21 protein-coding genes are annotated in these 22,725 nt (G+C 50.6%); 7 read left to right on the top strand and 14 right to left on the bottom strand.

Going from position 1 to position 22,725, the window contains the following annotated elements:
• Positions 1-266, top strand: a 266-nt coding sequence (locus tag F566_RS0108175; protein ID WP_020405954.1) for a transposase domain-containing protein, incomplete at its 5' end; no start/stop codon positions are given.
• The gene (locus tag F566_RS0108170; protein ID WP_020406504.1) at positions 263-700 is read left to right on the top strand and encodes a hypothetical protein; all 438 of its coding nucleotides are present in this window, start codon (positions 263-265) and stop codon (positions 698-700) included. The genes F566_RS0108175 and F566_RS0108170, both read left to right, overlap by 4 nt.
• A 47-nt stretch (positions 701-747) precedes the next feature.
• Here the strand turns inward: F566_RS0108170 and F566_RS0108165 are convergent, their stop codons facing one another.
• From F566_RS0108165 to F566_RS0108150, 4 genes are read right to left on the bottom strand one after another with little or no spacing between them, the layout of a single operon-like run.
• Entirely contained in the window at positions 748-1,947 is a 1,200-nt protein-coding gene (locus F566_RS0108165; RefSeq protein ID WP_020406503.1) for an ABC transporter permease, read from the bottom strand.
• The gene (locus F566_RS0108160) at positions 1,947-3,164 is read right to left on the bottom strand and encodes an ABC transporter permease (RefSeq protein WP_020406502.1); all 1,218 of its coding nucleotides are present in this window, start codon (positions 3,162-3,164) and stop codon (positions 1,947-1,949) included. Before F566_RS0108160 ends, F566_RS0108165 begins: the two co-directional genes overlap by 1 nt.
• Positions 3,165-3,166: 2 nt before the next feature.
• Positions 3,167-3,883 (bottom strand): ABC transporter ATP-binding protein, encoded by a 717-nt coding sequence (locus F566_RS0108155; protein WP_020406501.1) that lies wholly within the window; start codon positions 3,881-3,883, stop codon positions 3,167-3,169.
• Complete coding sequence (locus F566_RS0108150; protein ID WP_020406500.1) at positions 3,880-5,043, bottom strand: efflux RND transporter periplasmic adaptor subunit; 1,164 nt, start codon at positions 5,041-5,043, stop codon at positions 3,880-3,882. The genes F566_RS0108155 and F566_RS0108150 overlap by 4 nt, the downstream gene beginning before the upstream one ends.
• A 301-nt stretch (positions 5,044-5,344) precedes the next feature.
• On the opposite strand from F566_RS0108150, the gene F566_RS0108145 reads away from it, so the two are divergent.
• A complete protein-coding gene (locus tag F566_RS0108145) occupies positions 5,345-5,803 on the top strand; it encodes a hemerythrin domain-containing protein (RefSeq protein WP_020406499.1) in 459 nt (152 codons plus the stop codon).
• Positions 5,804-6,156: 353 nt separating this feature from the next.
• Complete coding sequence (locus tag F566_RS0108140; RefSeq protein WP_020406498.1) at positions 6,157-7,149, top strand: AraC family transcriptional regulator; 993 nt, start codon at positions 6,157-6,159, stop codon at positions 7,147-7,149.
• A 17-nt stretch (positions 7,150-7,166) separates the two neighbouring features.
• On the opposite strand, the gene xylB is transcribed toward F566_RS0108140, so the two are convergent.
• The 7 genes from xylB to F566_RS0108105 form a co-directional block, all read right to left on the bottom strand.
• Positions 7,167-8,660: a xylulokinase gene (gene xylB, locus F566_RS0108135; protein WP_020406497.1), complete on the bottom strand. Its 1,494-nt coding sequence runs from the start codon at positions 8,658-8,660 to the stop codon at positions 7,167-7,169.
• Between the two features lie 7 nt (positions 8,661-8,667).
• The gene (tal, locus tag F566_RS0108130) at positions 8,668-9,642 is read right to left on the bottom strand and encodes a transaldolase (RefSeq protein ID WP_020406496.1); all 975 of its coding nucleotides are present in this window, start codon (positions 9,640-9,642) and stop codon (positions 8,668-8,670) included.
• A gap of 64 nt (positions 9,643-9,706) precedes the next feature.
• The gene (locus F566_RS0108125) at positions 9,707-11,185 is read right to left on the bottom strand and encodes a mannitol dehydrogenase family protein (RefSeq protein WP_020406495.1); all 1,479 of its coding nucleotides are present in this window, start codon (positions 11,183-11,185) and stop codon (positions 9,707-9,709) included.
• A gap of 124 nt (positions 11,186-11,309) precedes the next feature.
• Positions 11,310-12,419 carry an ABC transporter ATP-binding protein gene (locus tag F566_RS0108120; RefSeq protein WP_020406494.1) on the bottom strand — a complete coding sequence of 370 codons (1,110 nt, stop codon included), beginning with the start codon at positions 12,417-12,419 and terminating at the stop codon, positions 11,310-11,312.
• Positions 12,420-12,434: 15 nt separating this feature from the next.
• Positions 12,435-13,268 carry a carbohydrate ABC transporter permease gene (locus tag F566_RS0108115; protein ID WP_020406493.1) on the bottom strand — a complete coding sequence of 278 codons (834 nt, stop codon included), beginning with the start codon at positions 13,266-13,268 and terminating at the stop codon, positions 12,435-12,437.
• A gap of 16 nt (positions 13,269-13,284) precedes the next feature.
• The gene (locus tag F566_RS0108110; protein ID WP_211210626.1) at positions 13,285-14,127 is read right to left on the bottom strand and encodes a carbohydrate ABC transporter permease; all 843 of its coding nucleotides are present in this window, start codon (positions 14,125-14,127) and stop codon (positions 13,285-13,287) included.
• A gap of 213 nt (positions 14,128-14,340) precedes the next feature.
• Positions 14,341-15,654, bottom strand: coding sequence for an ABC transporter substrate-binding protein (locus tag F566_RS0108105; RefSeq protein ID WP_020406491.1), 1,314 nt, complete (start codon positions 15,652-15,654; stop codon positions 14,341-14,343).
• A 355-nt stretch (positions 15,655-16,009) separates the two neighbouring features.
• On the opposite strand from F566_RS0108105, the gene F566_RS0108100 reads away from it, so the two are divergent.
• Entirely contained in the window at positions 16,010-16,930 is a 921-nt protein-coding gene (locus tag F566_RS0108100; RefSeq protein WP_020406490.1) for an AraC family transcriptional regulator, read from the top strand.
• A 91-nt stretch (positions 16,931-17,021) separates the two neighbouring features.
• On the opposite strand, the gene recA is transcribed toward F566_RS0108100, so the two are convergent.
• A complete protein-coding gene (recA, locus tag F566_RS0108095) occupies positions 17,022-18,062 on the bottom strand; it encodes a recombinase RecA (RefSeq protein WP_020406489.1) in 1,041 nt (346 codons plus the stop codon).
• A 282-nt stretch (positions 18,063-18,344) separates the two neighbouring features.
• Positions 18,345-18,839, bottom strand: a complete 495-nt coding sequence (locus F566_RS0108090) for a CinA family protein (RefSeq protein WP_020406488.1) — start codon at positions 18,837-18,839, stop codon at positions 18,345-18,347.
• Between the two features lie 221 nt (positions 18,840-19,060).
• Between F566_RS0108090 and mutS the strand changes: the two genes are divergently transcribed.
• Positions 19,061-21,631 carry a DNA mismatch repair protein MutS gene (mutS, locus tag F566_RS0108085; protein ID WP_026179844.1) on the top strand — a complete coding sequence of 857 codons (2,571 nt, stop codon included), beginning with the start codon at positions 19,061-19,063 and terminating at the stop codon, positions 21,629-21,631.
• A gap of 172 nt (positions 21,632-21,803) precedes the next feature.
• Positions 21,804-22,127, top strand: coding sequence for a ferredoxin FdxA (fdxA, locus tag F566_RS0108080; RefSeq protein WP_020406486.1), 324 nt, complete (start codon positions 21,804-21,806; stop codon positions 22,125-22,127).
• Positions 22,128-22,222: 95 nt separating this feature from the next.
• Here the strand turns inward: fdxA and F566_RS32280 are convergent, their stop codons facing one another.
• Positions 22,223-22,690 (bottom strand): DUF4124 domain-containing protein, encoded by a 468-nt coding sequence (locus F566_RS32280; RefSeq protein WP_020406485.1) that lies wholly within the window; start codon positions 22,688-22,690, stop codon positions 22,223-22,225.
• Between the last annotated feature and the right edge of the window lie 35 nt (positions 22,691-22,725).

Below are 22,725 nucleotides of genomic sequence, written 5' to 3'. Positions count from 1 at the left end.
AGGATGGCGCCGTGCCCATCGACAATAATTGGGTGGAAAACCAGATCCGGCCTTGGGCGCTGGGTCGTTCCAACTGGTTGTTTGCCGGATCGCTGCGCAGTGGTCAGCGGGCAGCGGCAGTAATGAGTCTGATCCAATCGGCCAAACTGAACGGACATGATCCCTATGCTTATCTGAAAGATGTACTGGCGCGTCTGCCGACGCAGAAGAACAGTGCCATTGCTGAATTACTGCCTCACAACTGGAGCGGTCCGGTCAACCTGTGATAGCCGGACGCTTACGAACTATCTACGCGGACGAATCATGCGGTGAACAGGCTGAGACCATTGAACTCCCGCCAGAGACTCCTGGCCAGCAAGGCCTGGCGACTGAAAAAATGATCGAACTCAGTAAAGAGCTCAATCGGGACCGGCGGATTGCAGAGTTACAAAGGCAAATAAGAGGCCAGGAACAGGCTCTGGAACAACTTACGGCATCCTACGAGGACGACAAAGCCCGTTTGGAGGATGCACTGGAAAAGCACCTCAGAGGCGCTAATTCAGATATCTCGTACCAACATCCCTATCGTCGGGTCGCCTACCACGAACGGAAGCGACGCCTGGAGGAGGATATCAATCAGCTCTATTTTGATTACCGGAGTATACGCCAACCCATTATCGACCGGTTAAGAGAGTTGAAACAATCACTGGCGGCCCTTTAATCGCACACATGACCTCAAAGGCAATACATTTCAGGCAGGCTCGTGGCTTACTCTGATCTCAATGCGACTATCGGATCCAGAGACGATGCCTGGTAGGCAGGCAAAGCTCCGGCGACCAGGCCAATCAGCACAGAAAGAACCAGGGCACCGACCACAAAAGGCAAATGGACCTGCAACGGAAACCCCGGCGCCAGAAGACTGGTAATGACCACCACCACAAACATCAACAGAAGGCCGCAAACTCCCCCGAAGGTCGATAGTGCTATGGCCTCCCCCAAAAACAGACTCATCACCTGCCGGCGAGTCGCCCCAAGGGCACTGAGCAGACCTATTTCACTTTGACGTTCACGAACACTGGTGGTTAGCGTTGTGAGTATCCCCACGGCGCCAACCAGCAGTGATATCGATCCCAACAAAGCTACTGATAATGTGAGCACTGACAGCACACTGTTCAGGCTGGATAACATCTGATCCTGGGTAATGAGTGTGAAGTCTTCCCTGCCATGACGTGATTTAAGAGCGTTAATGATATGGGCAGACATGGTGGTCGAATCCGTTGCCGGAGAAAACACCACATCGATTTCCATGAGTCCGTCCCGGTTGAACATTTCCAAGGCAAGGTCTGCCGGAATATAGAGTGCATCATCCAGATCAAAGCCCAGCATATCTCCTTTGGGCTCAATGACACCGATAATACGAAACCGCATACCGCCGACCCGGACCAGTTTCCCCAACGGATTATTGTCAGCAAACAGTTCCCGCTTGACCCGGTGTCCGATAACAACATAAGGACTGCTGCGTGCTCCTGGCTGAGTCCGCGGCAAAAAACGCCCCTGTGCCACAGCAAACTGCCAGGCGGATGGCATATCCGCCCCCACACCGAATGCATCTACGTTACGTCCCTTCTGACCGTATTCAATTTCCCCGGTGCCCTGAACCACCGGCACCACAAAGTCGACAAAGGGCAATCTGGCCAGCACATGGCTGTCTTCAATGGATAACGGTCTGACAGAGCTCAATAGCCCCCCCATGCCTCCCGTAATATTCTTACCCGGAGTAATTGCGATAATTCTGGTACCAAACTGAGAAAACTCCTCCATGACATAGGTCCGGACGCCTTCCCCGATAGACGTCAGCAACGATACCGCCGCGATCCCGATGGCAATTCCAACAGCCGTCAATGCCGAGCGAGCACGTCCGAATCTGAGCGTTGCCATGACCCAGCGCAGGGAATCCGTCAGGCTCATCAGGACACTCCTTTACCTTCGTTCAAGGCAGCAACCGGCTCCATCGCTGATGCCCGGCGCGAAGGTATATAAGCAAAGATCAGGGCGGTCAGGATGGCGGTCAGGAAAGCAGCCACTTTCGCCCACACCGGCGAGCCCAAAGGTACATCGGGATAGAAGGATCTTCCCATGGCCAGTATGGCTTCGCTCAATAACAGTCCTGATATCCCCCCCAATAAAGCCAGCAGTATGGCCTCCGACAGGAATAATCGTTCTATGGTCGTGCCGTCGGCTCCCAGAGCCTTAAGCAGGCCGATTTCATCCGTTCGCTGACTGACGCTGATCAGCATCACATTCATAATCAGTACACCGGCGACAATCAGGCTGATGGCTGCGACTCCACCCACCGCCAAGGTTAAAGTTCTGAGAATTTCATCGAACGAGGCAAGCAGGGCATCCTGGGTGACGACAGTGACATCTTCTTCCCCGTCGTGTCGTTCAGTGATCACTGATAATATCCGGTCCTTCGCGTTGTTTACGTAGTCATAAGACCTCACTTCAGCGAAAACGCGAAATAGCCCTTCCTGATTGAACAATGCCTGGGCGCTGGCTACCGGCACCAGCATGACCTCATCGAAATCCATACCCAATGACTGCCCCTTGCTGGACAGGACACCAATCACCCGGAAGCGACGGTCACCAGCCCTCAGCCAACGCCCCAGTGCCGGTTCCGGCCCAAATAATTCCCTTTTCAGCTTGCGCCCAATCACGGCTACGGCTCTGGCTTCTTCCAATTCGGACTGAGGCAGGAACTGGCCTTGCTGCACGATGAGCTTCCGAATCTGCATGAAATCCCGACTGGTTCCCACAATCAGACTTTCCCGCAGTCGCCCTTGATAGGAGAGTTCAGCAAAACCCACGACCAATGGTGCCATCAAGCGCACTTCAGGCAGTCGTTGAACAGCCTGGCTGTCTCTTAAAGTCAGTTCCCGTGGCGACTCACCACTGATCGGCGGCATCCCTCCGGTGGTTTCTTTCTTCCCGGGCATGACGATCAACGTGTTTTTGCCCAGAAAACTGAACTCCCCGAGAATAAACAGGCGAGCCCCCTCTCCCAGACCAATCAGCAAGTTCACCGCACTCACACCGATAATCAACGCCAGCATGACCATCGCTGTACGAAACCGGTGCCTGCTGACCACCAACCAGTTAAAACGTGCCATATCCGAGAGCTTCATGATCAGTTCCCGGCTAAGACATCTTGGGCGATTCGACCATCCACCATACGGATCTGCCTGCGTGCCCGCTTACCCAACTCCAAATCATGCGTCACAACGATCAGCGTGATTCCCTCACGGTTCAGTTCCTCCAGAAGTTTCACCACCTCTGTACCCGAGGCTGTATCCAGATTGCCGGTAGGCTCATCTGCGAGGAGAAGTTTGGGTTTCATCATTATGGCACGGCCAATGGCCACTCTCTGTCTCTGCCCCCCGGACAGTTGCTTGGGCAGGTGTTCTGCTCTGTCGGCAATCCCGAGTCTTTCCATCAACGGCTTGATACGAGCCGCCCGCTCTTTGGGGGAAATGCCCGCCAGCATCAACGGAAGTTCCATATTGGCACGGGCCGTCATGCGGGGAATCAGATGATAGGACTGAAACACAAAACCAATTTCACTTTGTCGATAGGCCGCCCTGGCTTTGTCTTTCAGGGTCGTAGTGGAAATACCATCGAGGATATATTCACCACGGCTTGGCTGGTCCAATAACCCCAGAATATTCAACAAAGTCGATTTACCGGATCCGGAAGGCCCCATGACCGAGATATATTCCCCACAGGAAATACTGAGGTCGACGGCATCCAGAGCTTTGACGGTCTGGTCCCCCAACTGAAAATGCCTGTCCACTGATTTGAGCTCAACCAGGTCAGCCGCTTCTACCGGAGAGGACATGAAAGTCATCTCTGGTTATCCGACACGGCAGCAGTCGCACCTTCAGGCATGACCTCAGCTCCTTCAACAGCGCCTTCAGTATCCAGAGCCGCCAGAATATGATCACCTGGCTCCAGACCTGCCGTAATTTCAGTGAACACCCAATTACTCAGTCCTGGGGTAAACGTCACTTTTTCGAGAGTTTTCGATGCCGGATCGAATCGCAGAACAGTATTCCCTTCCATAATCATCTCAGTGGGAATTCGGGTGGTGTCTTCGTGATGTTCCAGAATCACCTCAATATCTGCGCTGTATCCCACCAGCAAATTAAGATCCTCTGGAACATCATCAATCTGAACCTCGACATCAACTGTCCGAGCCTGCTTTTCATAATCCTGGACATAGGGGGCGATTCGGGAGACCTTGCCGGAAAGAGACAAACCACGAAAGGCGTCCAACGTGACCCTGGCCGGCATCCCCACCTTGATTTTGGCTGTGTCCACCTCATCAATCGGCGCCCGGACATACAGACACTGATCATCAATCAGATCCACCGCCGGGGGGGTCACGATACCCGGAGGAGATGGGGTAACATACTCACCGATTTCACCGTTGATTTCCGCCACCACACCAGCAAACGGCGCTACTAGCCGGGTGCGGTCAAGATTGACTTCACTCAGCTTGACCAGTGCCCTGGCCTCCTCGATTTGAGCTTCCGCAGCTTTACAGGCCAAAGACGACATGGCCGCCCGGGTTTTTGCAGAATCCAGGGCTTCTTCAGAGGTAAGCTTTTTGGCTGCCAGCCTTTCCTGACGACTCTGCTCTCTGAGATCACGATCTGCGCCGAAACAGATTTCAGCCCGCTTCTGCAGAACCACCTGAAGATTCGCCTTCGCCTGATCCACAGCAGCTTGATACTCCTGATCACTCAACCGAAGTAATAACTGCCCTTTTTCCACTCGGTCACCGGCCTCAACCAACAAAGCGTCCACAGTTCCTCCGGTCTGCATCGACAGCTTGGAACGCTGACATGCCCTGACCGTACCGGCACGAGTATTGGCAACGGTGTCCTCCACGGATCCTTGATCCACTCTGTGAAGGGACACTTTCAGCGGGTCAGCAGTCCCTTTCCAGAACAACAGTCCAGCGGCTCCCATCAGGATCACCAATACAACCATTACTTTGCGCATTTCGGTCGTCCTTATGTTTTCCAACCGTCCCGTTTTTCACAATTTGTTAGGCTTCAACGACTCACCTGGCCCTGGTGCTCCGGGATGGCAAATATAGGATCCCAAGCTCTATCAACGGCCAACTATCTCAAGATCAGTCTAGCTTCAGGTCAGTCTAGATAGAAACTCCGAGATCATGGTTGACTTGTGTCAATCGTGTTTTGACGCCTGGAATGATTAATATCAAATCCCCAACCTCAGGATATTCTATAGTTACGAATATAGGATCAACTCACAAGTGCGGATGCGAAGGAGGTGACGTATGCACACACTATTGGAAGAATTGCTTAATTATCACCGGCATGTGACTACCATCATCGATGAAATTGCGGAACTGAACAAAGAGCTTGCCAGAACAAAGTCCGGGGACATAAGGGAAATCATTATTGAGATGCTTAAAAGCCTGAGAAGTGACAAGGAAATGAGTCATCACTTCAATGAAGAGTTAATCAGACAGGCACTGATGACGACTGATGCCCCGATACACGGACGTGTTGAACAGATTGCCAATGATCATGCCGCTTTTGGGCGCATCATTTCCAATCTTCAGTCACAGTGCAAAGATCAGGGCTGTAGCGCCGAGGAACTCAGCAGCGTTATCAATGACTACATTGCCCAGTATTTTGACCATCTGGAAGCCGAAGAAACCATCTTTTTTCCCATGGCGGACAAATGGTTGAATCAGGAACAATGGAACACCGTTCAACAGCAATGGAGGTGACAGCACACTGGAATATGCCGGTTGCCCTTCCTTTGGCCTAATACTTTATCCCTCCTTATCGCAAAGGCTCCTTGGTTCATTTAGGGATGGGGCGACCGCCGGATCTACCAAATACCAGTACTAAAACCACATCGATTGTCACTTATTATTGATATCAAGCGCAAAAATGTATAACTATTAGGCTTAAGGGTATTAGCGTTATTCTGCATTCTGAGGCATATTAAACGCGATCACTTAGGATCTGTTGACGCTTCATATGACGCACATGCTGGAGTCTCATTTTACTCTGCAAAGCAGAGAGAATGCGGTGTAGTCAGTATACATAAGCGATCGACAATGCCGCTGGGGATAAAATGAGCCCCCCTGTTGGTAAATGGCAGGATAAGCTCGACAATAACAATCAGACCCACGTTGTTCCATCAGGTAGGGCCGAGCCTATGCGTAAAATGACCGAAGGTACTCCTGAAATTGAGATTACCGATCCCAATGGTGAAACCGTCCGTTATCTGGAACACGGTTTTCCCAGCGAATTAATTCGCTGGCACGCCCATGACGAATATGAACTTCATTTTATTGCCGCGACCACAGGCAACGTGTTTATCGGCGATTACGTCGGACTGTTCCATCCCGGCCAATTGGTACTGACTGGCCCTCGGCTTCCACACAACTGGATTAGCAAGAATCATCCGGATTCCCATGTGGATTTGCGTGATATGGTGGTGCAGTTCAATCATGAAACCATAGAAGAAAGTATCAGTGTTATTCCGGAAATGAGTCTTCTTCTTCCGATGCTGGAGCGCGCCAAATCGGGCATTGAGTTTCGAGGGGTAGATCCCGCCCATACCAAAAGACGATTTGAAAAGATCCGGGAATCGACCGGCTTTTCCAGAATTGTCCATTTTCTGAGTTTTCTGGACGAACTCTCGCAATGGAGCAATTACCGCCAACTCTCCACGATGCAAATTTACTCCAATACCAATGATGCCATGCAGCGGAAAATCAATACCGTAGTGGAGTACGTGATCAATAACTTTGAAATGCCGATAACGCTGGGGGAAACCGCCGATCTGGTTGGGATGACTGAGAGCCATTTTTCCCGTTTCTTTCGCAAAGCAACCGGTAACCGCTTTATAGAGTTTGTTAACCGGGTGAGAATCAGCAAAGCCTGCGGCCTGCTGGCCGAAACCAATGAAAAAGTGGCCAGTATCTGCTTTCAGGTAGGCTTTAATAACGTCGCGAATTTTAACCGACGCTTTCAGGAACTCAAAGGCATTACCCCTAGGGAATACAGAATGCAGACGACCCAACGTCTGCAGGCTGATCTTGAGACCGGAACTGGCACCTGAACCCCACAATTCCCCGATCAGGCCTGCGGATATGCCTCGGCAAGACGCTGGCGATAAAGATCATAGGCCTGCTGGTAAGCCTCAACTGAAGACGCGGAAGGATCGATCACGCTGCTTTCATCAAGCCTGACATAACGCTGACAAAAATCGGCCAAGCCCAATGGATTACCGTTATTGTGAGATTCACACCAGGCCGCCTGAATAGCCCCACCCAAGGCGGCAGCCTCCCCCAGAACAGGACAGATCACTTTGGCATTCATGGTATCTGCTATCATCTGCCGCCAGAACGAACTTTTGGCCCCTCCACCAATCAGACGAATCTCATTCGCTTGAATTCCCATGTCACGAAGCAAATCCAGGCCATAACGCAAACCAAACGTTGTGCCCTCCAACACAGCCCGACACAAATTTTCAGGGTTCAGGTTTGAGCTGTGCATACCCAATAAACTGGCATTGGCTTCTGGTAATGCAGGAACTCTCTCGCCATTGAAGAAAGGCAACATCGTCACTCCTTCCGCCCCAATTGGCGCGCTTGCTGCCCTGCGATTGAACTCCTCCAGGTCATACCCGAAAAGATTTCGGACCCTGTTCGCAGCCCCGGTCAGGTTCATTGTGCAGATCAGCGGTAACCACCCATTACTCGACGAGCAGAAGGAAGCCACCAGGGGATGCGACTTCAAGGGCGGTTCTGCAGAACAGGCATACACCGCTCCGGAGGTACCGAGACTCATGGTGACTACACCATCGTGGATATTTCCCGTACCAATAGCCCCCATCATATTGTCACCACCGCCACTGGACACAATCACATTCGCGTCCAGCCCAAGTAACTTGGCCACCTTTGTTCGCACAGTCCCAAAAGTTTGATGAGCTTCAAGCAAGGGAGGAAGAGCTTTTGCCAGGCGCCCACTGCTGTCCACCAATGCCAGAACGTCCAGATTCCACTGGCGCGTCCTGATATCAAAGTAACCGGTTCCGGAAGCGTCACCGAATTCAGTCGCGATATTCCCGGTCAGCCAATAGTTAAGATAATCGTGGGGCAGCAGAATATGTGCAATCCGATGAAAACACACCGGTTCATTCTGTTTCAGCCACAACAGTTTCGAAAGTGTGTAACCGGTCGCCAACACCAGTCCCAACTCACTGATCGAGCCGGACTCACCTCCCAGAAGTTCCAGGAGTTCAACGTTTTGCTGGGAGGTTTCAGTATCACACCACAACTTGTCTGGCCGAATCACAGTCCCGGTTTTGTCCAGGATCACCATTCCGTGCTGCTGTCCGGAAACTCCAATAGCTCGGATATTCCTGCTGGAGATTCCGGCCTGGGAAAGCGCTGCCCGATAACTCAAAATCAGCGCGTCGACCCACCATTCAGTATCCTGCTCCCGACGTCCATTGGCCAAGCTGATCACCTGGTGAGGTGCATATCCCTCACCGACGATCATGCCGGAGTCAGCATCCAGAATAACAGCTTTGGTTCCCTGGGTTCCGCAATCGATTCCTAAATACATAGACACCTCAGAGTACAGGCTCTCGCTGCGATATCCGCTCTTTCAAAAGCGTTTCCAGACGAACCTGGTCCTGCTCAACCCCCCGAATCCCTTCAGCCAGTTTTTCTGTCGCCATGGCATCCTCGTTCATCAACCAGCGAAACTCGGATTCACTTAGGGGATCAGGCCGGTGACCATCAGGGTTAATCGGCACCAACGCCTGCTCCAGCTTCCCGTCACTTTCGGTAAGTTCCTGCAACAAAGCCGGGCTGACGGTCAGTCTGTCGCAACCTGCCAGTGCCAGTATCTCGCCCGTATTTCTGAAGCTGGAACCCATCACAATCGTCGGATATTCCTGACGCCGAAAATACTCATATATCTTTCTCACAGAAAGAACTCCCGGCTCCTGTTCTGGCGAAAACGCGGTGTCAGGCGTTTGTTTTCGATACCAATCCAGGATTCTGCCAACAAAGGGAGAAATCAGGTAAACGCCGGCTTCTGCACAGGCACGCCCCTGCACAAAGCTGAATATCAGCGTGAGATTGCATTGAATACCCTCTTTTTCCAAAATCTCCGCCGCCCGGATTCCCTCCCAAGTGGCCGCCAGCTTGATCAGGATTCGCTGACGGGGAATACCCGCCTTTTCATAGAGCGCAATCAACTTTCTGGCTTTCTCGATACTTCCTTCCTGGTCAAATGACAATCGTGCATTCACTTCAGTGGAGACACGACCCGGAACGTGCTGAAGAATGATACATCCCATGGCAACAATCAGCTCATCGCTGGCGCTTTCAATCATATCGGTTTCAATCACTGACTCAGAAAGCACCCGCTCGAGCGTTGCATCAATTAAGTCATCATACTGGCCAGACTGAACCGCCTTGAGAATCAGTGAGGGGTTGGTTGTTGCATCCTGGGGAGAAAACTGCTGGATTGCCGAAATATCTCCCGTATCAGCCACCACAATGCTCCGCTGTTTCAATTGTTCAAGTAAATTGGGCATGGAATTTACTCTGTCAGAAATACCTTGGTTGTTAACTTTTGAGATTAGATTCAGGCTTGCAATCTCAGCCAGTAAGCGTCATCTCCAATGTCGCTTTGACTCCGAGCTGCTGCAATCGCTCCAGTTGCAGTCTGAACGCCTCGATGAACTCCCGGCTGGACGGAATTGACTTTCCGAAAACGTCCTCCAACCCCAGGAAACTCTCCACCAGATCCGCAGACCCCTCGATGGCCTCCTGCAACCAGCCTGCACGGGGATCAGGAATCGAATAATGCTCGCCCTTTTCATCCACACCACGCAGGTAATGCGCCCAGGCTGCAATGATCAAAGCCACACGCTCCAATGGTTTACCCTGCTCGATCATATCCAACAGTGTTGGAAGCACGAACTTTGGAAACTTGGAGGAGCCATCCGAACAGATTCGGCTTAATTGATCACAAATAGCCCGGTTGGAGAATCTCTCGATCAGCGTATCCTTGTATCCTTCCAGGTTAATTCCCGGAACTGCAGACAATGTCGGCGTCACATCCTCATCCATATAGGTCCTGACATATCGCTGCAAGAGCCGGTCTTCCATGGTTTCATGGGCGAAACGGTAACCCAGCAGAAACCCAAGATAAGTCATGGCAAGATGACTCCCGTTAAGCAATCGGATTTTCATCTCCTCGTAAGGCGTTACATCGTCTGTAAACTGAACGCCAACCTTTTCCCATTCAGGGCGACCATTACAAAACTTATCTTCAAGAACCCATTGAATAAAAGGTTCCGCGACAACCGGCCATTGGTCTTCAATCCCCGTCGCAGACCTCAGTTGATCCCGATGTTCGTCGCTGGTCATTGGCGTGATTCTGTCCACCATCGCGTTGGGGAAACACACATTTTCCTCTATCCACCGACTCAGCTCGGCATTTCTCAGTCTGGCAAACGACAACAATGCCTTACGGGCAACCTCGCCATTGTGGGGAAGATTGTCACAGGACATCACAGTAAACGGTTTTATACCTCGTTCACGCCGCAACGCCAGTGCCGCAGTCAGATAACCGAAGATGGTTTTGGGCGTATCAGGATGCATCAGATCATATTCAATTTGCGGCAGATGGGCATTGAATTCGCCTGTGCTGTCATCAGTACAATAGCCTCCTTCTGTGATAGTCAGAGACACGATTCGGGTCTCTGGCGAAGCCAGCTTTTCAAGTAGCCTTTGCGGGCTATCGGAGGCCAACAGAAAATCCCCGATCGCTCCTACCACCTGCACCTGGGTGTCCTCACTGTCCCCCAGCTCAAACAGCGTATAGAGGTAGTCCTGAGCCGCCAGAGCATCTCTCATAGCCTGGTCTTCAGGACGAAGCCCTACGCCGCAGATTCCCCACTCTCGGGCATCACCACCATTAAGCAACTGTTCGGTATAGATCGCCTGATGGGCACGGTGAAAACCTCCTACCCCCACATGCACAATTCCCTGTTTAATTTCTTCACGCTCGTATACCGGACGAATAATCTTTCCGTCCAGGCTGGAAAAAGACGCTGCGCTTAATTTAGTCATTTCTCAAACACCTCTGGCCCTGCCCTGAAAAGCGGCCTGTAAACATTAATATGCGCGTTTAAAACTTGCTGGCGGTATCCTGGCCGTAAATCTTTCTAGGGACCGGCCAGATTGTTAAGGCTATTCAGGCTGCCTGGGCTGGCGCGCCAGGTTTTGGAATGGCGACACCCTGACCATCGAACAGATGACAACGGGCAAGGTCGGGCTGCAGTCCCACCTGATCACCAAGGCCGGGTTCAAAATCGCCCGGTGCACGAACTGTCAGGGTTTCCCCAGTGCTCGCTTTCACGTAGCAATAGGTATCTGCGCCGAGGTGTTCTGCCACATCGAGGTGGACTTTGAAGGGGCTGTCCGCTGACTGTGTAACCTGTATATGTTCCGGACGGACTCCAAGAGTCACTTCCTCACCGACGTTCAATTGGCTGCCATCCAATTCCAATGTGTATTCAGGACCACACTCCAAGGTTAGACTCACACTATGGGGACTTGCCCCTTTAACCCTGGCCTTCAGGAATGCCATCTTCGGTGTCCCGATAAACCCGGCGACGAATTGATTAACCGGGTAGTGGTAAAGTTCCAATGGACTCCCTACCTGCTCAATCCGACCGCCATTAAGCACAACGACCTTGTCAGCCAGTGTCATGGCTTCCACTTGATCATGGGTCACATAGATCATGGTAGCGTTGAGTTCCTGATGCAGCCGGGCCAGTTCGAGACGCATCTGCACCCTTAGAGCAGCATCCAGGTTGGAAAGCGGCTCATCAAACAAAAATACTTTGGGCTGACGCACAATGGCACGCCCAATCGCCACACGCTGCCTCTGTCCACCGGACAGTGCCTTCGGCTTACGATCCAGTAAATGGTCCAGCTCCAGAATCCGGGCGGCATCATTGACCTTTTGGTCGATCACTGCCTTGTCCACGCCGGCAAGATCCAGCGCAAAAGACATATTCTTGCGTACAGTCTTGTGTGGATACAGAGCATAGGATTGGAACACCATCGCCAGATCCCGCTTGGCCGGTGCCAGATCAGTAATCTCGCGGTCATCCAGATAAATGCTGCCGCTGGTCACTTCTTCCAGGCCAGCAATAAGTCTTAACAGCGTCGACTTACCGCAACCGGATGGACCCACGAACACGACAAACTCATGGTCGTTGATATCCAGGTTCACCCCTTTGATGATTTCCAGGCCTTCAAAGACCTTTTTCAGATTTCTGATTTTCAGATCAGACATGGAGAATTCCTCTTATTATTTAACGGCACCAAACGACAATCCCCGCACCAGTTGTTTCTGACTTAGCCAGCCAAAGATCAGGATCGGAGCACAGGCTAAAGTGGAAACGGCTGAAAGCTTGGCCCAGAACAACCCTTCGGGGCTGGAGTAGGAGGCAACCAAAGCAGTCAGAGGCGCGGCAGAGGAAGCTGTCAGGTTGAGAGACCAGAAGGCTTCGTTCCAGCTAAGAATCAGTGACAACAAAACGGTAGAGGCCAGTCCACCTTTACTGATGGGCAACAATACCTGGGTGATTTCCTGGGTGGCGGTCGCCCCGTCCAGGCGAGCAGCTTCAAGAATATCCTTAGGGATTTCCTTAAAGTAGGTGTAGATCATCCAGACCATAATTGGCAGATTAATCAGGGTATAGATGATCACCAAACCTACCTTGGTATCCAGCAGGCCGCTGTCTTTGAACAACAGGTAGATGGGGACCAGCACCCCTACCGGGGGCAGCATTTTGGTGGACAGCATCCACAGCAGAGTGGATTTGGTGCGTTTACTCTCGAAGAACGCCATGGAATAGGCCGCCGGTACCGCCAGCAACATGCCAAATAAGGTGGAACCGAAAGACACCACAACTGAATTCCAGGCAAAGTGGAAGTAGTCACTGCGACTGTCAATTTGCAGGTAGTTCTCCAGCGTGGGACTGAAGAACAGCTGGGGAGGTGTAGAGAAAGCATCAATTTCAGTTTTGAAACTGGTCAGCACCATCCAGAAAATCGGAAAGAAGATCAGCAGCGCTACACCCCAGGCCAGCAGGCCCAGAAGTACCGTCTGCAATTGACGGGCTTGTTTGAGGGATAACATTGACTTTCTCCTGGCCTTAAGATTTATCAGTCAGATTCTTGCCGATCATGCGAATCAGCAGGAATGCGGCAATATTGGCGATCACCACCGCGATGAGACCGCCAGAGGAAGCCATGCCCACATCAAACTGCAGCAGTGCCTGGGTGTATATCAGAAACGCCAGATTGGTGGTCTCATAGCCAGGTCCCCCTCCGGTGGTGGTAAAGATCTCGGCGAATATCGACAGCAGGAAGATCGTCTCTATCATCACGACGACAGCAATTGGTCGCGCCAGGTGAGGCAGCGTGATATGAATAAAGACGTTAATAGGGCCCGCACCGTCCAGACGGGCAGCATCTTTCTGCTCCTGATCCAGGGACTGCATTGCAGTCATCAGAATCAGCACCGCAAATGGAATCCATTGCCAGGACACAATCATAATGATGGCCCCCAGAGGATATTCAGAGAACCAGTCAATCGGAGTCGCGCCGAAGAATCGCCAGACCGCAGCAAATACGCCCGACACAGGGTGCAGCAGCAGGTTTTTCCATACCAGCGCACTCACTGTCGGCATGATAAAAAACGGAGAGATCAGCATCACCCTGACAATCCCCCTTCCCCAGAAAGCGTTATCCACGAGCACTGCAATCAATACTCCGGCAATCACACTGATCAACAGCACGGAGCCGACCAGCCAGAGGGTATTCAGGGCACCGGAAGTAAACCCGGCATCAGTCAGAAAATAGTAATAGTTTTCCAGACCGACGAACTCGTTATCTCCTGGGTACAGCAGGTTATAACGAATCAGTGAGAAGTAGATGGTCATGGCAAGAGGTACTGCCATCCAGATCAGTAAGACCAGGACAGAAGGTGACAACATAGCCAGGCCGATACGGTTCTTGCGACGGTGTTCTCCCTGAACACTGGAAGGACCTGAAGTTGTGTGAACAGCCGGGCTACCGGCCCGAATACTTGAAGTACTCATTCGATTAGCTCTTTTATCTTTATTGGATAACGAAGCCCGAGGAAAACTCAGGCTTCGTGGTGTCTCCATCGGATACTTCCAGGTTACAGAGAGTATCCGGACATAAGATTAATAATAGCGGGCCCGCTTCATTTCACGCTCAGTCACAGACTGAGAGTTCTTCAACGCCTGATCGACAGACATTTTTCCGGCCAACGCTCCAGCAACAAACTTGCCGACCTGAGTCGCAATCGATTGGAACTCGGGAATTGCAGCAAACTGGACGCCAACGTAAGGAGAAGGTTTCAGTGTGGAATTTTGCGGATCGGCGTTATCCATCGATTGCAGAGTCTTCGCTGCGAATGGTGCCGCTTTCATGTAATCCTGGTTTTCATAGGTGGATGCACGGCTGCCCGGAGGAACGTTGGCAATACCATGTTCCTGGGCGACAATCTTGCTGTATTCCTTTGAGGTTGCCCAGGTGACAAATTTTTTCGCGGCATCTTTGGCATCAGAGCTTACCGGAATCGCCAGAGCCCACGACCATAACCAGCCTGCGCCTTTATCAGTCACCTGTTTCGGGAACAAGGCAAATCCGACTTTATCCGCTACCTTACTCTGAGAAGTATCAGTCACAAAAGACCCAGCAACCGTGGCATCCATCCACATGGCACATTTACCAGAATTGAAGAGTGCCAGGTTTTCGTTAAAACCGTTGGAAGAGGCGCCCGGTGGGCCATATTTGCTGACCAGTTCCACATAGAAGCTGACAGTTTCATGCCACTCAGAGCCGTTGAATTCCGGATGCCAGCTTTCATTAAACCAACGCGCGCCAAAAGTGTTTGCCATCGTAGTCACCAGGGCCATGTTCTCCCCCCACCCGGCTTTACCATGCAGGCATATACCGAACTGATCCTGTTCCGGCTTATGCAGGGCCTTGGCAAAATCGCGAATTTGATTCCAGGTAGGACGCTCGGGCATGGAGAGTCCGGCATCACTGAACAGGTCTTTGCGATAATAGGTCATTGAACTCTCGGAATAAAACGGCAGTGCAAACAGAGTACCATTGGCTGAAAGCCCGTTCCGGACCGAGGGAAAAATATCATTTACATCATAATCAGCCGGCAGATTATCCATGACCGATAGCCAGCCCCGTTCTCCCCAGATAGGGGCTTCATACATTCCGATGGTCATGACATCAAGTTGGCCACCTTTTGTGGCGATATCTGTGGTCAGGCGCTGGCGCAGGACATTTTCCTCCAACACAACCCATTCCAGTTTGATATCAGGGTTTTCTTTCTCAAATTTATCGGAGAGTTCCTGCATTCGAATCATGTCCCCATTGTTGACTGTACCAATGGTGACGGTCGTTGCAGCAGAAGTCGCAAGAGAGGAAAAGGCCAAGGTTGAGGCCATAAGAGTATGGATCAGTTTTACTTTCATATTGTCGCGCTCCATAGCTGACTATCAATCAGCCGTTTTTATCTTTGTTATTTACCCCTCCCTGAAACCCGTAAGCGCCAGGGAGCATGGAAGGTGATACCATTACACTCCGCTGGTCAATCTAAAACAAATCCAAAACCCACCTACTTTCTATACTTTATTGCACTTTTCAATATTTCATCAAATCACAAATAATCTCGAATAAATCGAGTATTATACTTAATTATCAGATAGTTAAAAAACAAAACAGCACATTTTGCTGAGTAAAAATAGTATTACTTCTGGTTGTAAATTGAACGGCATAGCGATATACCTTTGAGCAGGAAACTGCCCTATTTGCCAGATTTTAACGACGATGAAAACACTAACCGGACGCCAGGCCGAACCCTCTTATGAACTGATAAATGAGCAGAGCCCTAACTCTATTCTTTACCGGCAACATGGATTCCCTGACCCATTGGTGCGGTGGCATTACCATAAAGAATACGAATTACATTTGATCACTGAGAGCTCTGGAAAAGTTTTCATTGGCGACTACATTGGAAACTTTTACCCTGGAAACCTGATTCTCACAGGCCCCAACCTTCCTCATAATTGGGTCACTCAGACAACAGGGGGCGAGCACTATCCAGATCGCGATATGGTGCTCAACTTCACTGAAGAATGGCTTCAGGAAGCCTTTACAGTTTTCCCGGAAATGTTATCGCTGCAGGGATTAATGCACAGAGCGCGTTTTGGGATTGAGTTTCATGGGAAAAGCACAATTCAGAATGCCTTTCGATATTTTCAGGAAATATCGAACACAACGGGCCTAATGAGACTTTCAGTATTTTTGAAATTAATGGTCGAATTGGCAGAAACAAGTGATTACCACTTACTTTCCAGCGAAAAGTTTCTTTCTGTCAGAGGCGAAAAAAACCAGCAAAGAGTCAACCAGGCACTGAACTACATTCTGGCTTCCTACAACTTGGATATCAGCCTGGAGGAAGTGGCAGAACATATCGGAATGAAACCCACGTACTTCTCCAAGTTTTTCCGCCAGGCTACTGGCAGACGATTTGTTGAATTCGTTAACAGCTTAAGGATTACAAAGGCTTGCGACCTTCTGGCACACAGTGATCTTCCAGTCACGGATATTTGCTTTGACGTTGGCTTCACCAATATTTCTAACTTCAACAGGAGATTCCATACCCTCAAAGGCATGACACCAACAGAATACCGAAAGCTTTCACTGGTCGCCGATTCTCAGGAAGATCCGTTTCCAAAGTACAAATAAAAAATGAGCGGCCCAAATACTCTTTGAGCTGCTCATCTTTTTTAACAAATGGCAGGTGTGGCTGCCATTCATTGACTTGATGTCTTAAAAGTTACTCAGCTGCACCCAATTCAGCAACAGGGGCTTCTTTTTCCTTCTGCACCGGGGCCGGCATCATTTTCTCACGAATGGAGGTTTCAATTTCGTTGGCAATCTCAGGGTTTTCTTCCAGATATCTGGAGGCATTGGCCTTACCTTGACCAATTTTGTCCCCTTTATAGCTGTACCAGGCGCCAGCCTTGTCCACGAATCCTTCTTTCACGCCAATATCGATAATTTCACCCGTGTGATAGATTCCCCGGCCGTACATTATCTGGAAGTCAGCCTGTTTGAACGGCGGCGAAACCTTGTTCTTGACCACTTTCACGCGAGTCTCGTTACCAACAACTTCATCCCCATCCTTCACAGAACCGACCCGGCGAATATCCAGACGGACAGAAGCATAAAACTTCAACGCGTTACCACCGGTAGTGGTCTCAGGAGAACCGAACATCACACCGATCTTCATCCGAATCTGGTTAATGAAGATCATCAAACAGTTGGCCTGTTTTACACTGCCTGTCAGTTTACGCAGTGCCTGAGACATCAACCTGGCCTGGAGACCAACATGGGAATCTCCCATCTCACCTTCAATTTCAGCTTTAGGTGTAAGAGCTGCCACGGAGTCGATGATGATAACGTCCACAGCACCTGAGCGAACCAGCATATCGGCAATTTCCAGAGCCTGCTCACCGGTGTCCGGCTGAGAAACCAGTAACTGATCAATATCAACTCCCAGCTTTTCAGCATAAATGGGATCCAGAGCATGTTCCGCATCCACAAAAGCACAGTTTTTCCCCTGACGCTGGGCTTCCGCGATGACCTGAAGAGTCAGTGTGGTTTTACCAGAGCTTTCAGGACCGTATATTTCGACAATACGTCCAAAAGGCAGCCCACCAATTCCCAATGCAATATCCAACCCCAGGGAACCCGTAGACACTGACGGGATCATTTCACGGGGCTGATCCCCCATTCTCATGACAGCGCCTTTGCCAAACTGGCGTTCAATTTGGGAGAGTGCGGCGGAGAGAGCCTTCTTACGATTGTCGTCCATTATTAACCTCTTTAAGTTCTGCTATTCTGACTGCGCTGATCTCTGGCCTGTTTCTGTCCCTGAGATGTCCCTTACTTCATGACATCTACTAATTCATGACATCTACCTAAACTGGAAGCTCCAAGCAACACCATTTCATGAAACAGTGAAGATTCCTTTTGCTTGTTCTTGCGACAGACCATTTACTGTATAAATTGACAGCATTATCCATATTCAGGACATCGATTACCAGCCTTTATCAGATATTTTATTCATCTTTTCTGACCAAAGAGAGGCCTCCAGTTACCGCTCGCTCTCAAGACGGGATATCGCCCCCTGCAACGCCTGCTCAATCGAAAACTCTCTGACTTCATCCCGATTCCCTTCGAAATGGAAACACTGCGGCTCAACTTTCCCTCGCAGGCACCACGCAAGCCAAACCATTCCCACAGGTTTGTCCAGAGTCCCCCCTCCCGGCCCGGCAATTCCACTGACAGCGATACACAACTCAGCCTGGGTAATATCCGCCAAGCCTTTGACCATGGACGTCACCGTTGCCTCACTCACTGCGCCATGGACTCTTAAAGTTTCCTCAGAGACCCCCAGACAACGCTGCTTGGCTTCGTTGGAATAAGTCACCAGACTCTGCTCAAACCAATGACTGCTCCCCGCCACACTGGTAATGGCAAAAGAGATCCCACCGCCAGTACAACTCTCAGCCGTGGCAACTTTATATCCTTTCTGCTGCAGCAACAGTCCGAGCTCTGCCGCCAATTGATCAACTTTCGCTGTATTCATTCCCACCTCATTATTGTTTGTTCTTTATTTTTGCTGACTCTGATCAGCCGAATACCCGATGAACATGCGTTAGGGACATTTTCAGTTTCAAGGGGCGATTTGGCTTTATCAACCCCGGTGCGATCCCTTACAATTGCCCGTTCGCCGGTTGATAATTTCTCGACCCGCACCCCGCATACGAATCTTATATTTCTCAACAAGATACTATAAAACTGGACCAAATGACCGCCGCAGCAAAGGAAAAATCCCAACATACCCCCATGATGATCCAGTACCTGGGCATCAAGTCTAAGCACCCGAATCAGATAGTTTTCTATCGGATGGGGGACTTTTATGAGTTGTTCTACGATGATGCCAAAAAGGCCGCAGAACTTCTGGACATTACTCTAACCCAGCGAGGGCAGTCAGCCGGACAGCCGATTCCTATGGCAGGCGTCCCTTTTCATGCTGCTGAGAGCTACATTGCACGACTGGTTCGCCTGGGTGAATCTGTGGTCATTTGTGAGCAGGTCGGCGACCCCAGCACCAGCAAAGGCCCAGTGGAAAGACAGGTGGCCCGGATCGTCACCCCTGGAACTTTAAGCGACGAAGCCTTTCTTGAGGAAAGAAAAGACAACCTGATTATGGGCTTGTCCGTCCGCAAAGATCTTTTTGGTCTTGCTACCCTGGATATCAGCGGAGGCCGATTCCTGGTTCAGGAAGTGTCCGGTGTTGATGCGCTGGCAAGTGAACTGCAACGCCTCAAGCCAGCAGAGATTCTGGTCAGCGAACAGTTCCCATTTGATGCAGTCCTGGAAGGATATTTAGGCATCCAACGACAGCCACCCTGGTATTTTGATCTGGATTCTGCCCAAAGACTACTTTGCCAGCAGTTTCAGACCAAGGATCTCACCGGCTTTGACTGTGAAGAAATGACGGTGGCACTCGAAGCCGCAGGCTGCCTGCTGCAATACGCTCAGGAGACACAGCGCACCCAGTTGCCACACATTCGCTCCATGGTAAGAGAGCGCCAGGAGGACGGTATCATTCTGGACGCCGCCAGCCGGAAAAACCTTGAAATCGACGCCAACCTTACAGGTGAATTCAAGTATACCCTGGCCTGGGTCATGGACAAAACTTCCACGGCCATGGGCAGTCGACTGTTACGGCGGTGGCTTAATCAGCCCATGCGTCACCAGGATCAGGTTAAATTGCGGCAAACAGCAGTCACCGAGCTGCTGGAGACCTACCAATATGAGGAACTACGGGAAGTTCTGCGTCAGGTTGGTGACGGCGAAAGAATTCTCTCTAGGGTCGCCCTAGGCTCTGCCCGGCCCAGAGATTTGGCTCGTCTTCGGGATACTCTGCACCTGCTTCCCGGAATACAGGGACAACTTGAAACACTGACCTCAGGCCATATAGGCCAATTGGCTCAGGAGATCAGTACATTTCCGGAACTGGCAGAGCTGCTTGATCGGGCTATCGAGGAAAATCCGCCTGTTGTCATCCGAGATGGCGGTGTTATAAAGGCTGGCTACGATGCCGAACTCGATGAAATGCGTAGCATCAGCGAGAACGCTGGCGCTTATCTGGTGGAAATCGAGCAACGGGAAAAAGAACGCACCCAGCTTTCTTCCCTGAAAGTCGGATATAACCGGGTACATGGATATTTTATTGAGCTGAGCCGTTCCCAGTCAGATCAAGCTCCTGCGGACTATATTCGTCGTCAGACACTGAAGAATGCAGAGCGATTCATTACTCCTGAACTGAAGGAGTTTGAAGATAAGGCCTTAAGCGCCAAGAGCCGCGCCCTTGGTCGGGAAAAACTGCTTTACGAAACCTTGCTCGACACCCTCAGAGAAAACCTGCTCGAACTGCAAACTAGCGCAAAGGCGTTGGCTGAACTGGATGTCCTTTGTAACTTTGCCGAGCGGGCAGTCAGCCTGAACTTTACAGCGCCTGAGTTTACTGAGGATGACATCCTGCATATAGAGGGCGGCCGCCACCCGGTAGTCGAGCAAGTCAGTCAGGAGCCATTCGTTCCGAATGACCTGGATCTGAGCGACAAGCATAGAATGCTGATCATTACCGGCCCGAACATGGGGGGTAAATCGACATTTATGCGTCAGACAGCGGTGATTGTCATCCTGGCTTATGCCGGCAGTTACGTGCCCGCCTCCAAAGCTCTATTGGGCCCCGTGGATCGAGTATTTACCCGCATGGGTTCCTCTGATGATATTGCCGGTGGACGTTCCACTTTCATGGTGGAAATGACAGAAACCGCCAATATTCTCCATTATGCCACTCGCAACAGTCTGGTACTGATGGATGAAGTTGGCCGCGGTACCAGTACTTTTGACGGCCTTTCCCTGGCCTGGGCCTGCGCTGAACACCTGGCACAAAAAATCAGTGCCTTCACCCTGTTTGCAACCCACTATTTTGAGCTGACCACCCTGCCTGAAAAGCATGCGACAGTGGCAAATGTTCATCTGACCGCGACAGAACACAACGACCGTATCGTTTTTCTGCACACTGTACATGAAGGCCCGGCGAGCAAAAGTTATGGTATCCAGGTAGCTCAGTTGGCAGGAGTCCCGCAAAAAGTCATCTCCCAGGCGCAGAAACAACTGAAAACCCTGGAAAACGGAGGGAAGAAACCAGCAATCCAGGCGGCCCCTCTGCAGGATGATCTGTTCGCAACAACGGAACCCAGCGAGGTCGAAGAGACGCTGGCAGACATTGATCCTGACAGGCTGACTCCCAGAGAAGCGCTGGATCTGCTATACGAACTAAAAGACAAATGCAGATCTTAACGGACAATCAGATAACACTTATCCGTTATTCCGGTAATAGCGATAGGAACCGCGGGTTGCCTGCGTATGGAGTGTTCACTAAAATACACCTCCTGCGCAGTCAACCAAGTCGGTAATACAGATACCCGGCTCCGTCAAATGCTGCGACAAGATTAAAAATAGGGATCACACCATGACTTTTGTTGTTACTGAAAACTGTATTAAGTGCAAATACACCGACTGCGTTGAAGTATGCCCGGTGGATTGCTTCTATGAGGGGCCAAACTTTTTGGTTATCGATCCTGATGAGTGTATCGATTGTGCTCTCTGTGAACCGGAATGTCCGGCAGAAGCGATCTTCTCAGAAGATGAGTTGCCAGAAGATCAGAAAGAATACATTGAGATTAACGCCGACCTGTGTCGAACCTGGCCGAACATTACTGAGAAAAAAGATCCCCTGCCTGATGCTGCCGATTGGGACGGCGTGAAAGGCAAACTGAAAGATTTGGCAAAATAGATCAGCCAAGACAAAAAGGAATGCATTGCATTCCTTTTTTTCGCTTGATCAGCGGCGATACTAGAGCACCCTGGATATCAAATAAGCTCTGCACCTTATAACCCCGAGCACTTTTCCTGATATAAATTATTCATTTCATTCCGGTACTCTGAGATTTCATCATCCCTCAGGTACTCATGCCGACCATCCTCGCCAAATCGTACTACCGCGTATTTCTGGTCAACGATACTAATTTGCTTCTTCAGATTATCGCAAAACGAGACCATTTCCTGGCGCTTCTGTTCTGCTTCTTTCTGCTGTTCAGCCCTTGCCTTATCCTGCTCTTTAAACTGCTGGTATATTCTCTGGAAGTTCTGATTTGTTTTCTGGGCTTCTTTCTTTTGACTAGGCGTGATTATGTTTTTTACTTCCACTTTCTCCGCCCCCTTTTCCAAAGGCTGATCACTGAAATGAACCTGACCGTGCTCATCAACCCATTTGTATATCTGTGCAGAGGCGTTTGTCGCAGCAAAAAACGTTGCCAGGAATACCATGACAACCACCAGCGTCTGGTTATGCTCCATTGTCCGGATTTTCTCCCGCTTGAGGGTGCATCACT

The sequence above is a fragment of the Hahella ganghwensis DSM 17046 genome (assembly GCF_000376785.1).
Lineage (GTDB): Bacteria > Pseudomonadota > Gammaproteobacteria > Pseudomonadales > Oleiphilaceae > Hahella > Hahella ganghwensis.
The sequence above is the reverse complement of the archived record's forward strand: the minus strand, read 5'-3'. Positions and strand labels throughout refer to the sequence as shown.

Coding starts and splice junctions, on each gene's coding strand:
- F566_RS0108165 (WP_020406503.1), bottom strand. CDS start 1,947: ATGAGCCTGACGGATTCCCTGCGCTGGGTCATGGCAACGCTCAGATTC.
- F566_RS0108160 (WP_020406502.1), bottom strand. CDS start 3,164: ATGAAGCTCTCGGATATGGCACGTTTTAACTGGTTGGTGGTCAGCAGG.
- F566_RS0108155 (WP_020406501.1), bottom strand. CDS start 3,883: ATGACTTTCATGTCCTCTCCGGTAGAAGCGGCTGACCTGGTTGAGCTC.
- F566_RS0108150 (WP_020406500.1), bottom strand. CDS start 5,043: ATGCGCAAAGTAATGGTTGTATTGGTGATCCTGATGGGAGCCGCTGGA.
- F566_RS0108145 (WP_020406499.1), top strand. CDS start 5,345: ATGCACACACTATTGGAAGAATTGCTTAATTATCACCGGCATGTGACT.
- F566_RS0108140 (WP_020406498.1), top strand. CDS start 6,157: ATGAGCCCCCCTGTTGGTAAATGGCAGGATAAGCTCGACAATAACAAT.
- xylB (WP_020406497.1), bottom strand. CDS start 8,660: ATGTATTTAGGAATCGATTGCGGAACCCAGGGAACCAAAGCTGTTATT.
- tal (WP_020406496.1), bottom strand. CDS start 9,642: ATGCCCAATTTACTTGAACAATTGAAACAGCGGAGCATTGTGGTGGCT.
- F566_RS0108125 (WP_020406495.1), bottom strand. CDS start 11,185: ATGACTAAATTAAGCGCAGCGTCTTTTTCCAGCCTGGACGGAAAGATT.
- F566_RS0108120 (WP_020406494.1), bottom strand. CDS start 12,419: ATGTCTGATCTGAAAATCAGAAATCTGAAAAAGGTCTTTGAAGGCCTG.
- F566_RS0108115 (WP_020406493.1), bottom strand. CDS start 13,268: ATGTTATCCCTCAAACAAGCCCGTCAATTGCAGACGGTACTTCTGGGC.
- F566_RS0108110 (WP_211210626.1), bottom strand. CDS start 14,127: ATGTTGTCACCTTCTGTCCTGGTCTTACTGATCTGGATGGCAGTACCT.
- F566_RS0108105 (WP_020406491.1), bottom strand. CDS start 15,654: ATGAAAGTAAAACTGATCCATACTCTTATGGCCTCAACCTTGGCCTTT.
- F566_RS0108100 (WP_020406490.1), top strand. CDS start 16,010: ATGAAAACACTAACCGGACGCCAGGCCGAACCCTCTTATGAACTGATA.
- recA (WP_020406489.1), bottom strand. CDS start 18,062: ATGGACGACAATCGTAAGAAGGCTCTCTCCGCCGCACTCTCCCAAATT.
- F566_RS0108090 (WP_020406488.1), bottom strand. CDS start 18,839: ATGAATACAGCGAAAGTTGATCAATTGGCGGCAGAGCTCGGACTGTTG.
- mutS (WP_026179844.1), top strand. CDS start 19,061: ATGACCGCCGCAGCAAAGGAAAAATCCCAACATACCCCCATGATGATC.
- fdxA (WP_020406486.1), top strand. CDS start 21,804: ATGACTTTTGTTGTTACTGAAAACTGTATTAAGTGCAAATACACCGAC.
- F566_RS32280 (WP_020406485.1), bottom strand. CDS start 22,690: ATGGAGCATAACCAGACGCTGGTGGTTGTCATGGTATTCCTGGCAACG.